The 13,428-nt window shown below is 69.4% G+C and carries 12 protein-coding genes; 6 read left to right on the top strand and 6 right to left on the bottom strand.

What is annotated here, in order from left to right; translation table 11 throughout:
• Positions 1 to 68 precede the first annotated feature (68 nt).
• Positions 69 to 704 (top strand): phytanoyl-CoA dioxygenase family protein, encoded by a 636-nt coding sequence (locus BO221_RS37630; RefSeq protein WP_073565694.1) that lies wholly within the window; start codon positions 69 to 71, stop codon positions 702 to 704.
• Between the two features lie 24 nt (positions 705 to 728).
• Here BO221_RS37630 and BO221_RS37625 read toward each other — a convergent pair whose 3' ends face one another.
• From BO221_RS37625 to BO221_RS37610, 4 genes are all read right to left on the bottom strand, one after another.
• The gene (locus BO221_RS37625; RefSeq protein ID WP_073565693.1) at positions 729 to 1,871 is read right to left on the bottom strand and encodes a hypothetical protein; all 1,143 of its coding nucleotides are present in this window, start codon (positions 1,869 to 1,871) and stop codon (positions 729 to 731) included.
• A gap of 10 nt (positions 1,872 to 1,881) precedes the next feature.
• Positions 1,882 to 3,030, bottom strand: coding sequence for a trypsin-like serine protease (locus BO221_RS37620; RefSeq protein ID WP_233166434.1), 1,149 nt, complete (start codon positions 3,028 to 3,030; stop codon positions 1,882 to 1,884).
• 66 nt (positions 3,031 to 3,096) lie between these two features.
• Complete coding sequence (locus BO221_RS37615; protein ID WP_233166433.1) at positions 3,097 to 3,651, bottom strand: toxin-antitoxin system YwqK family antitoxin; 555 nt, start codon at positions 3,649 to 3,651, stop codon at positions 3,097 to 3,099.
• Between the two features lie 38 nt (positions 3,652 to 3,689).
• Positions 3,690 to 4,430 carry a hypothetical protein gene (locus BO221_RS37610; RefSeq protein ID WP_073565692.1) on the bottom strand — a complete coding sequence of 247 codons (741 nt, stop codon included), beginning with the start codon at positions 4,428 to 4,430 and terminating at the stop codon, positions 3,690 to 3,692.
• A gap of 193 nt (positions 4,431 to 4,623) precedes the next feature.
• Here BO221_RS37610 and BO221_RS37605 point away from each other — a divergent pair, with 193 nt between their 5' ends.
• A complete protein-coding gene (locus tag BO221_RS37605; RefSeq protein ID WP_143195916.1) occupies positions 4,624 to 5,265 on the top strand; it encodes a hypothetical protein in 642 nt (213 codons plus the stop codon).
• Positions 5,262 to 6,041, top strand: a complete 780-nt coding sequence (locus BO221_RS37600) for a hypothetical protein (RefSeq protein ID WP_073565690.1) — start codon at positions 5,262 to 5,264, stop codon at positions 6,039 to 6,041. The genes BO221_RS37605 and BO221_RS37600 overlap by 4 nt, the downstream gene beginning before the upstream one ends.
• Positions 6,042 to 6,075: 34 nt before the next feature.
• Here the strand turns inward: BO221_RS37600 and BO221_RS37595 are convergent, their stop codons facing one another.
• Positions 6,076 to 7,842 (bottom strand): hypothetical protein, encoded by a 1,767-nt coding sequence (locus tag BO221_RS37595; RefSeq protein WP_073565689.1) that lies wholly within the window; start codon positions 7,840 to 7,842, stop codon positions 6,076 to 6,078.
• A gap of 98 nt (positions 7,843 to 7,940) precedes the next feature.
• On the bottom strand, positions 7,941 to 8,708 hold the full coding sequence (locus BO221_RS37590) for a hypothetical protein (RefSeq protein ID WP_073565688.1): 768 nt from the start codon (positions 8,706 to 8,708) through the stop codon (positions 7,941 to 7,943).
• 403 nt (positions 8,709 to 9,111) lie between these two features.
• Between BO221_RS37590 and BO221_RS37585 the strand changes: the two genes are divergently transcribed.
• The 3 genes from BO221_RS37585 (at position 9,112) to BO221_RS56665 (ending at position 13,427) form a co-directional block, all read left to right on the top strand.
• Positions 9,112 to 9,294, top strand: a complete 183-nt coding sequence (locus BO221_RS37585) for a hypothetical protein (protein ID WP_073565687.1) — start codon at positions 9,112 to 9,114, stop codon at positions 9,292 to 9,294.
• A 111-nt stretch (positions 9,295 to 9,405) separates the two neighbouring features.
• Entirely contained in the window at positions 9,406 to 11,757 is a 2,352-nt protein-coding gene (locus BO221_RS55610) for a glycosyltransferase (protein ID WP_198956266.1), read from the top strand.
• Entirely contained in the window at positions 11,754 to 13,427 is a 1,674-nt protein-coding gene (locus BO221_RS56665; protein WP_083682007.1) for a methyltransferase, read from the top strand. Before BO221_RS55610 ends, BO221_RS56665 begins: the two co-directional genes overlap by 4 nt.
• Position 13,428 lies beyond the last annotated feature (1 nt).

Raw genomic sequence — 13,428 nt, 5'->3', positions numbered from 1 at the left:
GCGCCCTCCGCCACCGGGACTCACGCCCGCTTGACCCTCACGTGGCGAGAGGGTGCATCCTGCGCGGCATGAATTCCCTCCCTCCCACCGAACGGCGGCAGCTCGAGCTCCAGGGCTGGCTGTTGCTCCCGGGCGTGCTGCCGGCGAAGGAGCTCGCGGCGATGCACGCGGCCTGGGAGCGGCTCGCCGCCTCGTTGCCCAATGAGGGCGCGAACACCAACTGGGGACCGGACCTCACGCCGGACCCGGCCTTCGCCCTCTGCCGGACGCATCCCCGCGTCCTCGCCGCGTTGGGCGTGCTGCTCGACGACGACCTCCACGTGCGCTGGTTGCACGGACGCTCGCCGCCCCGAGGCCACGGACGCCAGGGGCTCCATGTCGACTGGAGCAAGCCCACCCCCGCCGAGCGGCAGATCCTCGCCAATGCCTTCTGGGTGCTCGATGACATGGACCGGGACAACGGCGCCACGCGCATCGTGCCCGGCAGTCACCGCTGGGCCCGCATGCCGCGCGGCCCGTACGCCCAGCCCCAGGGGCACCACCCCGAGGAGCGCGTGCTCGAGGCCCGTGCGGGAGACGTCATCGTCTTCAGCTCGCACCTCTGGCATGCCGGCGCGTGCAACGAGTCCGGGCGCCGCCGCCGGGTCGTCCTCGCGCAGTTCTGCCGCCGCGAGCTCGCGTCCATGAACGAGGAGTACCGCTGAGCGGGAGCCCGGCGCGCGTCCGGCTCACGGGCTCCAGCGCAGCGCCGCCGCCGTGGCGGGCCCCACGCGGACCTCGTCCAGCGACTCGGGCAGACGCCCCTGGGCCTCACCCAACGGAACCTCGCCCACCATGACCTCGGCGGCGGGCTGGGGATAGAGGGGTTGGAGCCCGGGCTCGGCCAGCCCCTCCGGCACGCGTGCATGGCCCCGCTCGTCATAGGCATCCGCGGCGCCCAGACAGTGGAAGAGCTCGTGCGCCACCGCCGTCAGCTCCAGCGTGAGCCCCGTCTCCTCCAACAGCCCCCGCACCAGGCCCACCGAGCCTCCCGCCTCGGCCATGCCCTCCACGAAGCGCGCGCCGTCCTCGCCCGGCGGCTCCAGCATCACGTAGATGCGGGCATCCAACGGGCGAGCGGACAGGCCGGCGGCCTCGTCCACGGCGGACAGGGTCCGGGACAGCGTCCACGCATGGCGGGCACGTGCCACCAGCGAGTCCTCGGGAGGTGACAGCTCCAACCCGGCCGCGGACTGGGGACCGGCCAGGACGAACCGCACGGGACGCCCCAGGTCCGAGCGATAGCGGCCGGCCTCGCGCTCGAGCCAGTCCTCCAATCGCCCGAGGCCCTCGCGCCAGGCCTCGCGCACCTCGGGCTTCACCTCACCGTGGGCGAGCAGCACCACCGCCACGTCCAACGACCGGGCCCACGTCAGGCGCCGCTCCCGGGTGCGCTGGCGCGAGGTGCCCCACTGCACGATGAGCACCAGCACGGCGAGCAGCACGGAGACGCGCAACCACTTCGCCCGGGTGCGGCGGGCACGTTGAGCACGGCACCGGGCGCAGAGCGGCTGACCCTCCGGGCCCCTGCACAGCACGCACACCAGCGCGCGGCAGTCCTCGCAGGGCGATTCCGAGGACAGGGCTGGGTGGCTGCCGCATTGGGTGCCACCGCGCCCGGCCACCGGCACCGGCTCGCAAGCCACGCCGTGCTGCTGGAGGGACGCCACCAGCCGCAGCGCCTCGGACTCCTCCAGATCCCTGGGCAGGACACGAGGCTCGGCCATCAACTGGCGAGCCTCCTCCAGGGGAAGCTGGAGCGCCCGCGCCAACACCAGCGCGGCCGCTCGCGAGTTGGAGGACTCCACCTGGACTCGGAAGACATTCGCCACGAGCGTCAGTCTACTCCGCACGCCCGCTGGTGGCATGAGCGCCCCGGGAGCGGACCGCCGCGACTGCCAGGACGAGGAGCGCGGCGAACGCCATTCCCGAGCCACCCCGGCTTCCCGAGGCCGCACAGCCGCCCCCGCTCTCCTCGTCCTCGGGAGCGGCCGCATCACAGGGCAGCCATGACCGGCACGCTCCACCCGCCTTCACGCACAGTGGGTCCCCATCGGCTCCGGTGCAGTCCGCGCCGAAGCGGCCAGCCTCGAGCCCCGCCACCGCGCAGCTCTTCTCCCCATCGGGCCGGGTGACACAGGCCATCCCGAGCGGACAGCCGGCATGGCCCTGACACCGCGCCGAGCACGCATCCACGGTGGGCTCGGCGGACGGCCGCGTGGGCGGTGTCCGGGCCGCCTCGTCGAGAATGGCCTGGAGGAAGGCCGTATGCACGTCGACACGCATGTTGGTGCCCCGTGTGCAGGCGGGGTCTCCATACGAGGTGACGCCGACGAGGCGCTCGGTCCCCTCGGCCTCCAGGAACAACGGGCCACCGCTGTCGCCGCCGCATGACATTCCAGGCGAGGCCAGGATGGAGAAGGTTCCCGCCTCGACCGCCGCCACCTGGACCGTGCCGCTGAGCCTGCGGCCCGTCTGGCCCTCGTCATCGCGGCCGAATCCCACCACCCGCAGGGTCCGCCCCACCACGTCCGCCGGCAACGACACCTCCGCCAACGGCACCGGCGCGACGGGCGCGTCCTCCGCGAGGATCAACACACCGATGTCGTTCTCCACGGCGTTGAAGGCGGGGTGCAGCCGGCCCTCGAGGACACGCACGCGCTCGGAGGGAAGCGCCCGCGCTGGCTCGGGCGAGAACACCACCGAGAGCACCTGGGAGACATCGGGGCTCTCCACGCAGTGCGCCGCGGTCAGGACGACCCGAGGGGCCACCAGTGTGCCCGTGCACAGGACCGGAGAGGCCTCGTCCGGCTCACCACAGAGCGGCGACACGGGGACGATCGCCACCACGGCGGGAGAGCCTGGCTCGGGCACTCCCCCGGTGATGGCCTGCCGATGCACTTCGGGCGAGGGCGCGGGAGACACGCCGCACGCCCCCGCCATCAGGAGGAGCAGCACGGTGACGGGCCTCGGCAAGGGGAAGACCCTCACCCTGACCCTCTCCCAGAGGGAGAGGGGACATCCACGGGGCTCCGGACCATGGCCAGGAACCTCGGCTCAGTCGCGCGAGAAGTCACCCTGCGCCTCGACCGAGGATTTGCCGTCGAGGTCCCAATACTTCCAATCACCGGCCTTCTCGCCATTGGCGTAGTGGCCCTGCGCGGCCAGCACTCCATTCGAGTGCCATTCCGAGTAGAGGCCCTGCGCGCGTTGCGCGAGCAGTGTCCCCTCGGCCCACTTCTGACCGTCGGAGCGCCACGCGGTCCACTTCACCTCCTGCGAGCCGGCGGAGTGGACCTCCTCGCGGTTCTTCTGTCCCTCTTCGTAGTAGAGGGTCCACACGCCCTGCTTGAGGCCGCCGCGGTACTCGCCCTCGAACTGCTTCACACCGGTGTCGAAGTAGCTCACCCAGTGGCCCTCCATCTTCCCGTCGACGTAGGGCCCTTCGGTCTTGATCTTCCCGTTGGGGTGCCACTCCACCCAGCGGCCATGCTTCTTGCCGTCGGACTTCGCGCACCACTGGAGGGTCCCCTCGGGTGGGGCGCGGCCATGAAGCCGCGCACCATCGGGACAGGGATTGGACGCCTTGCTGCATCCGAGGGCCGTGCCCACGACGACGGCCAGCGCGGCGAGCGCCTTACGAGAGGAGACTAGTAGCAGGTGCCGACTCCGCTGCAGCTGCAGTTGTTGCTGGCGAACGTGTAGTCGTCGGAAGCGGCCGAGAAGCTGCCGAGGCCGTAGTCGTGCTTGGCGCAGTCCTGGGTGTACACCGTGGTGCCCACGCAGGCGGGGGTGCTGGTGATGCCGCAACCCTGACCACAGCGGCCCTTGCAGCCCTGGCCCGAGCCACCGGTGCAGCCACATCCCCGGCCAGCCTGACGGGTGTAGCCGCCGATGTTCTGACTGCCGCAGGTGCAGGAGAGGTGGGTCCAGCCGCGCGCCGAGACGTACTGGTACGACGAGAGCAGCTCACCCGTGGGGACGATCTGCATGAAGCTGGTCTGGCGCATCGCCGCGTCCTCGGAGCGGGTGCGCTGACCTTCCTCGGGGATGGCCTTGGAGATGCCCTCGAGCAGCGGGGAGATCAACTGGGCCTGCGCGGCGTCGAGCGCGTTGCCCTCGGGCATGAACTTGCCGACGCCCTGGGAGTAGTCGATGTGGAAACCGATGACGGGATTGCCGAAGTCGTAGGTCACCTCGACGACGTTGGCGGAGGTCTCGACCACCAGCATGCGAACGGAAGCGCCGCCCGAGCGGTAGGTGGCCTCGAGGGTGGTCGCATCACGCTGGAGCAGCGCGAAGCCCTCCGCCTCGTCCACCACCTGCGACGGACCGTCCGAACAGCCGATCGCCATCACCATCGTCATTACGGCCAGGAAGAGCTTCTTCATCTCAGTCTCGATTCCGCGCGGGGGCGCACAGGAAGGGGACGAAATGGTAGGGGGAAGGCCTCATCCCTGTCTATGAGAAAACAGGAATCCCAATAAAACCGGTGCGCCGCTCCGGAGTCAGGGGCACCTCTGGAACGCCGCGTCAGAGAGGGAATGCGCACTCGGGGGACCGTGGTACATGGCCGGGCCCCACATGAAACCGTCTTCGACCTCGCAACGGCTGATGGCCGCGAGCCTTGGCCTCCTGATCCTCTCCTGCAGTGTGGCCCGCAGTCCGGCCATCCCCGGTCCCACGGGCGCGAAGGACCTCTCCCGCTACGTGCTCGTCATCGAGGAGACGACCGACGGGCAGGTGAACCACGCGTGGAAGCCCATCAGCGACTTCGACCTGTCGGGATACTCCCCCTACCGAGCGGATAACGGCCTCTCTGGAGGGCACATCGTCCATGCGGCCTGGACACGCGACTGTGACGAAGAGCGCGACCAGTGCGTGAAAATGTGTGCGGGCTCGCTCAGGGGCAAAAACTGGACGCACGCAACCAAGGATTCGAAGGATGAAATATGTCGCACCCGGTGCTATCCGGCCTATCGTGACTGCTGTGATCTTCGTGACCGGGCCACAGGCGGGGCCGTCGAATTCACGGCGCTCAACAGCGCTGTGGACTGGTTGAAGCAGAATCGTGAGAAGATCCTGGTGGGGGCTGTCGTTGTCATCGCCGGGGTGGCGTTCGTCGCTGTTGCCACGGGAGGCGGGGGACTGATCCTCGCACCGGCCCTGCTCTTCGCGTCACACGATGCCCCCTCCAATCCCCACTTCGCTGTCTCGCAACCATGAAGGTTCTCACCATTCTCCGGCATCCTCAGGAGGTCATCGGCAAGCGGTGGAGAGCAGATCAGCCGCCCGAGCAGGCTCGCATTCTTGGTCTCGCACGAGACGCTCTCCGCTTCGTTCTCGCCACCGGTCAGCACTACCCCTTCGAGGATTTCTGCAAGGACCCTCACTCCGCCCCTCTCGTTCAATCTCGAGACGATGACTTCCCGGAGCTCGCGGAGCGCCTGCGCAAAACGGAGACGTTCTTCACACAGCTCCTGGATGAACCCGACGCTGTTGGAGAGGAAAGGCTGATCCAGGTCATCCTGGATACGCTCCGGTTCATCTCAGCGACCGGCCAGTACGAGTCCTTCAGCCAGTACCTGGAGCATCTCGAAGCGGGTGGCCCCCCGCATGTCGTGGCCGCCTTCGACACGATGCAGGAGGCGCAATCCTGGCTCGACAAACACCCTGCCCCACCGCGTTTCGCCAGCGTTCTGATCGGCAATGACTACCACGCCGTGATGTATGACCGCGAAACGAACTTCCGCCGGCTGCCACCCGCCCGCAGCATCAACTACTACCTCGTTGACCTGGAGGAGCAGGCCCCCCCTGTCGCCACGGCATCCTTCACCACGCACGAGGAAGCAGAAGCCTGGCTGAAGGCACAACCCGCCCCCGCCAGACGGGAGTGGGTGCTGATTGGCTCTGAACTCTACCTGGCCGCGTACCACCCCAACGTCAACCACCGCGCCCTGTACCCCCTCTCACTCGCCGACGGGTACAGGGACGAGGAGTAGGACCGCCCGCGCACCGGGCGGACAGCGCCAGGGGTTACGAACCGCCCCGCCTCCGGCGAGCGCCCCGCAGCGCGAGCACTGCGAGCCCGAGCCCCCACGCGCCGCTCCCCGAGGCCACGCCACAACCACAACCCACATCCAGCGCGAGGCTGCCCACGTAGAAACCGAGCGGCGCCGATGGGGCGCTCCGGAAGCCGTACTGCTCGGCCCAGGCGGACGCCTCATGCGGCCCCACCGCGAGCTCCGTGGAGGCCACCACGACGAAGGTGCCGGAGTCATCCGCCACCACGGGCGCCCCCAGTGGCTCGCCCTCGAGAAACACCTGCACGGTGGCACCAGGCGCCGTCCTCCCCTCGAAACGCGGCATCGCGGCGACCCCTGTCTCTCCCGCCCCGGGAGACACCCAGCCCGGCACGGCGGGCGCGGCGAAGGCCCGGGGGATGACCTCTTGACGGCCTCCATATGAAGGATCGCCCGCGGTGCTGGGCTCGGCGCCCCGGGTGCCCTCGGGCGAGTACCCCGCGGCCCCCGCGCTCGAGGTGGCGGCACAGTCCGCCGGCACACCACCCTCGGCCTGGATGAACAGCAGCCCGCCTCCACCGCCTCCGCCGGGAGAGGTGTCACTGAACGCGCCCGCCCCACCGTTGGCCGAGAGCACCGTGCAGCCAAACCTCTGCGCGACCCGCACATGCACCGTGCCGCCCGCGCCGCCACCTCCGCCACCTCCGTGCAGACCACTGGCCGAGGGCGCGTCCAGGCCGTTGGCGGTGATGACGCCACGAGAACCGGGGCCCGAGATGTCCTGGGCGCGCACGAAGATGATGCCGGCGCCCGCGCCTCCCGCCGTGCCCTCGATGCCCGCGCCACCACCACCCCCGAACAGCAGGCGCTCCTGGGCCCGCGTGTAGCGCAGCGCCGAGCCACCCCGGCCGCCCACGTCGCGCTCCGTCCTCTCCTGCGAGGAGCGGCCGCCCTGCCCTCCCGGGCCCACATGGCCTCCGCCTCCACCGCCCGCGTCGTGGCAATTGCCGCCTCCACCTCCATTGGCGAGCCGGCCATACCCGCTCCGGGGAATTCCCTCGCCCCGGCCGGCGAGCCCCTCGCCCTTGCGCGCGCCACCTCCAACCGGCGCCGTCCCATCCTCCGCCGCGCAGTCGAAGAGAGCCGTGGCCACATCCGTCTCGGCCGAGCCGCCCCGGAAGCCCAGCCCACCCACGTCCAGCGAGCCCTGGTTGATGACGGTGCCGGTGGCCAGGAACGCCAGCACTCCGCCGCTACGCCCATTCCACGACAGGGCCCGCAGCGAGGCCTCGTTCAAGACGTGCACGTCCGTGTACTCGGGCACGCGCACCACCTGGGAGACGGAGGCGAAGCGATTCACCAGCGGCGCGCTCAGGCGCAGCACCCTCGTCCCCGCCTCCGCCACGCGTGCCAGCTCCCACCGGCCCGCCCCCGAGTCCCGCGCCTCGAGCTCGTCCACCGCCCCGCGGAGCGACTCGAAGGGCTGCTCATCCCCCACTTGCAGCACCAGCACCAGCTCTCCCGCGGCGAACACCGAGGCCTCCACCACGCTCAGCTCGGTGGCCCCCGCGGCGGCCTCGGCGAGGAGCGGCGTGGAGGCATTGATGACGGTCCCCGCCGCCGTCACCTGCAAGCGGCCATGCTGCCCATTGCCCAGGCCAAAGGTGTCCGGCTCGGCGCGGACGGCCAGCGGCAGCAGCCCCAACACCATGGCCAGCAACCCGAGCGGGAAGCCCATCACCAGGCCCGGGACGAAACGGCGCGAGACAAAGGGCGACACGGTCCACCTCCGGTGTCCACCTCTCGTCATATGAGAATTCCAGGGAGAACGGCAACTCCCCGAAGGCCGGGGTCACACGGGGGGTGCGGTCTCCGAGCTCAGAAGCGGCCCTGGGCGAGCGAGAACACGGGCACCACGCGGCCGGGCCGCGACACATCCGGGGCGAGCACGGGAAGCGGCGCGCCCACGGAGACGCGAGCGCCATCCACGTTGAGCAGCGCGCCCGAGGGAGCCCTGAAGATGGAGGAGGAACGCTCCTTGGTGAGGTTGATGACCACGGTCTGCACCAGGGCCACGAGGAGCCAGCTGGTGACGTGCGAGGGCCAGAGGATGAGCTCGAGGCCGCCGTAGCGCGAGGGCAGGCTGTACTGGAGGGACCAGTAGGCCGCGTAGGTGGCGATGCCGGAGAGCCACGTCCAGATGAAGCTGTGGGAGTAGCCCAGGTCCGTGCTGGCGATGAGCCAGATGGGCAAGGTGCTCAGCAGCGGGAGGACGGCGCCGTTGAAGACGATCATCGCGTGCGTCCCGGCGCCGAGGACGAAGTCAGCGCCATCGCCGCCGGTGAAGGCGGAGGTGAGGACGGTGGCACCGAAGAGGGTGACGACCTCCACGGCCCACAGGCCCGAGCCCACGAGGAGCTGCGAGCCAAAGCCGGTGACGAACTCCCCGAAAGCGCGCAGGAACGAAAAGGACGAGGAGCGCGCGGGCCTGCCGGGCTGGTGCTCGTGCGAGAGGAGCCCGTAGCCATGGGGCGCGGCGATGGAGGGCGAGAGCAGGCTCACCGCACGAGGCGGCTCCACGTCGAGCCGGGGCGCATCCGCCGGAGAGAGCTGGAGAACGGAGAGGACGAGCAGGGTCGCGAGCATGGGAGGAGTATGCCCCGCTGCTCGCCTGGCTGCTGACGGCGGGAAGCGGCGAGGCTCGCCTCGAGTGCATGACTCCGGACGCTCGGGAGGGCCATCACGGGCGGGGCGGGGGCGGCACGGGCTGGCCCGGCTGGTGGCTGTTCCAGGAGAGCAACGAGCAGAACATCTGCCCCGCGGATGGGGTGGCATGGGGGATGCCCACTCTCTATCGTGGTTGTGAGCTACTCCGCCTCACCACTCAGGGTCCGGTGGACAGTCGTCAGACTGGCGCGGTCGGTAACCGTTGGGGATCAGCCGGTGGACTCCGGTTCAACGTGCCCGGGTGCACAAGCACCACGCCTTCTCCAGGCGGCCAATGGGGGTTGGGACACGTCGGGACTGGCCCTCGCACGAGGGAACGAAGATGAGCAAGAGCAAGCAGCAGCCGTCCAGCGGGCAACAGCCGCAGGCCGAGCAGGACAACCACGCGAACAACCTGAATCGCAACAACGACCAATTCTGGAAGTCGCGAGGCTACCCGGAGCGGCCCACGGACTGGGAGACTGCGGTGCCTGAATCGAAGCATCCGCAGGACCAGGACGAGTAGGCCGGCCCACTGAATGGCGAGGGGTCCCTGCCGGACGCTCGGGCAGGGCCCCCACTTCACACTGTCTCTGCTCCCGCCGCGGCCCCCCACCGCGACGCCCAGGAGATGCGTATGCGCATCCTGCAAGTCATCCACGGTTATCCCATGCGGTTCAACGCCGGCTCGGAGGTCTACACCCAGGCCCTGGCCCAGGGCCTCGCCGAGCGGCACGCGGTCCATGTCTTCACGCGCTACGAAGATCCCTTCGCTCCGGACTACTCGCTGCGGCAGGAGCGAGACCCGGACGACTCGCGCGTCGAACTGCACCTCGTCAACATGCCCAACAGCCGCGACCGCTACCGGCACGAGGGCGTCGACCAGCGCTTCGCCGGGCTGCTCGACACGCTCCGGCCCCACGTCGTTCACGTGGGCCACCTCAATCACCTGTCGACCTCCCTCCTCGAACAGGCCGCCTCACGAAACATCCCCATCGTCTTCACCCTGCACGACTACTGGTTGATGTGCCCACGCGGCCAGTTCATGCAGATGCACCCGGAGGACCCGGACAACCTCTGGGCCGCATGCGAGGGTCAGGAGGACCGCAAGTGCGCCGAGCGCTGCTACGCCCGCTACTTCTCGGGCGCTCCCGAGGAGCGCGAACGGGACGTGACCCAATGGTCGGACTGGGTGCACCGGAGGATGGACCACGTGCGGCGCATGGCCGGGCTCGTGGACGTGTTCCTCGCGCCTTCGCGCTACCTGCTCGAGAGGTTCCGGGACGGCTTTGGCCTGCCCGCCTCCAAGCTGCGCTACCTGGACTACGGCTTCGACCTCGGGCGGCTCGCCGGCCGGGTGCGGCAGCCGGAACAGGACTTCGTCTTCGGGTACATCGGCACGCACATCCCGGCCAAGGGCATCCACCACCTGCTGGAAGCCTTCGGCCGGGTGCGAGGCCCGGCACGGCTGCGCATCTACGGCCGGCCCCGGGGCGCGAACACGGACGCACTCCAGGCCCTGGCTCGCGCACTGCCAGGCGATGCGGCCCAGCGGGTCGAGTGGAAGCACGAGTACCGCAACCCGGAGATCGTCCGGGACGTGTTCAACCACGTGGACGCCATCGTGGTGCCCTCCATCTGGGCGGAGAACTCGCCGCTCGTCATCCACGAGGCCTTGCAGGCGCGCGTCCCCGTCATCACCGCGAACGCGGGCGGGATGCGAGAGTACGTCCAGGACGGGGTGAACGGATTGCTCTTCGAGCATCGCGATCCCGAGGCGCTCGCGCACGCCTTGCAGAAGCTGGTGGACGAGCCCGCGCTGGCCTCACGGCTCGGCGCACGCGGCTATCTCCAGTCGGAGAGCGGCGACGTGGTGGACATGAAGGACCATGTCCACGAGGTGGAGGCGCTCTACGCCCGGGTCATCCGGGACAAACGCGCCTCGCGGCAGCCCTCGAAGCCAGGACCCTGGCGCATCACGTTCGACACCAACCCGGATGACTGCAACCTGCGCTGCATCATGTGCGAGGAGCACTCGCCCTACAGCGGCAAGCAGAGCGCACGCAAGGCCGCGGGGAAGCCGAAACGGCGCATGCCCATCGAGCTGCTGCGCCGGATCATGGAGGACTCGAGGGACACGCCCCTGCGGGAACTCATCCCCTCCACGATGGGTGAGCCGCTCATCTACGACCACTTCGACGACATCATCGACCTGTGCATGTCGCACGGGCTGCTGATGAACCTGACCACGAACGGCACCTTTCCCCGCAGGGGAGCACGCGAGTGGGCCCGGCGGCTGGTGCCCATCCTGTCGGACGTGAAGATCTCCTGGAACGGGGCGACGAAGAAGACACAGGAAGCCATCATGCTCGGCACGCGGTGGGAGCGGGTGCTGGAGAACCTGCGCACCTTCATCGCCGAGCGGGACGCGCATGCCCGGGCCGGCGGTCACCGGTGCCGGGTGACGTTGCAGCTCACCTTCCTGGACACCAACGTGGCCGAGCTGGCGGACATCGTCCGGCTGGCCGCGAGCCTGGGGGTGGACCGGGTGAAGGGACACCATCTGTGGGCCCACTTCGAGCAGATCAAATCCCTGTCGATGCGACGCGACCCGGAGGCCATCTCGCGCTGGAACGCGGCGGTGCTCGAGGCACGCCGGGCCGTGGAGGAGAATCCCCTGCCGGAGGGCCGCCGGGTGCTGCTGGAGAACATCCACGAGTTGGACGCGGGCGCGGTGGAGGACCTGGCACCGGGAGCGCGGTGCCCGTTCCTGGGCAAGGAGGCCTGGGTGAGCGCCGAGGGACGCTTCGATCCGTGCTGCGCGCCGGACGAGCAGCGGCGCACCCTCGGTGAGTTCGGCGACTTGCACCAGACAGGCATCCAGGACGTGTGGAATGGCGAGGCCTACCAGCGGCTGCGGGAGACGTATCAGGAGCACCCGCTGTGCCGGAGCTGCAACATGCGCCAGCCGGTGGAGGCCGCGCGATGAGCCCGTGGGCGGGAACGCGTGTGTCGGCGGATCGGACCCATCACACCCGCGAAGGGGCCCCGCTCTACCCGGTCCGGTTCATCGAGGTGCTGTCCTTTCACGCCCCGGGACTGGCCGCGGCGAAGGACGGCACAGGCGCCTTCCACATCGACGTCCTGGGCCGGGCCGTCTACGCGCGGCGCTTCACCCGCACCTTCGGCTTCTACGAGGAGCTGGCCACGGTGGTGGACGGAAGCGGAGCCTTCCACATCCGCCCCGACGGCTCGGAGCTCTCACCCGAGCGGTATGCGTGGTGCGGGAACTTCCAGGACGATCGCTGCACGGTGCGCACGAAAGACGGCCGCTACTTCCATGTCGATCGGAAGGGGAACCCGGCGTACGCGGAACGGTATGCGTATGCGGGAGACTTCCGGGATGGACTCGCGGTGGTGCAAGACGCCTCCGGTCTGCACCTGCACATCCACAAGGATGGCCTGCCGCTGAACGGACGGCGCTTCCTGGATCTGGACGTGTTCCACAAGGGCTACGCCCGGGCCCGGGACGAGCGTGGCTGGCACCACGTGAACACCCAGGGCGAGCCTCTGTATGCGCGGCGTTTCGCGATGGTGGAGCCCTTCTACAACGGGCAGGCCCGGGTGGAGAGTGAGGACGGTTCCCTGCTCGTCATCGACGAGGAGGGCGCGTCCGTGCACGAGCCGAGGCAGCCCAGGCGCAGCGAGCTCCAATCGCTGTCGGGAGACATGGTGGGCTTCTGGAGGACACAAGCCCTCCGTGCCGCCGCGGAGCTGCGAATCATCGAGGCGCTGCCCGCCTCCACATCCCAGGTCGCGGAGCTGCGGGCCCTTGCACCGGACCGATGCGAGCGGCTGCTGCGAGCCATGGACGAGCTGGGGCTCGTGACACGCCAGGGAGACACATGGCGGGCAACCTCCCGAGGCGCCCTGCTCCACCGGGAGCACCCCCTTCAGATGGTGGATGCGGCACTGCACTGGGGACGAGACTGCTACCGCCTGTGGGAAACGCTCCCAGAAGCCCTCCGCGCTGAAGGAACGTGGGAGCCTCCGCGCTTCTTCGACGAGCTCTCGGAAGATCCGCGGCGCGTGGCGAGCTACCACCGGGCCATGGCGAGCTATGCACGTCAGGACTATGCGAGCCTCGCGGAGCATCTACGAGCGTTGACACAGGGAATCGTCGTCGACGCGGGAGGAGGCACGGGAACGCTCCTGTTCGAGTTGCTGACACGGCGTCCTGGGCTTCGAGGAGTCCTGCTGGAACGTCCGGAAGTCACGCGGCAGGCCGAGATCCCCCCGGAGCTCGCCGGGCGCGTCACCCTCCTGCCCGCGGACATCTTCACGCCCTGGGAGGTTCGGGCCCATGCGGTCATCCTGTCTCGCATCCTCCACGATTGGGACGAGGCCCGGGCCGCGCTCATCCTGGAGCAGGCGAGACAAGCCCTGCTTCCCGGTGGCCGGATCCATGTCATCGAATTCCTGCTCGATGAGGAGGAACCGGGGGGTGGGCTGCTTGATCTGCACATGCTCGTCTCCACCGGTGGACGCGAACGCACCGGGACACAATTCCGCGTGCTGTTCGAACGCGTGGGCTTGCGTTACCTCGAAAGCCAGAGGCTCGCGGGAGGAAACTGGCTCTTCACGCTGGAGCCGCATTGAG

The sequence above is a fragment of the Archangium sp. Cb G35 genome, assembly GCF_001896145.1.
GTDB lineage: Bacteria > Myxococcota > Myxococcia > Myxococcales > Myxococcaceae > Archangium > Archangium violaceum.
Note: the sequence above shows the minus strand (reverse complement) of the source record. Positions and strands in the feature narration are given on the sequence as shown.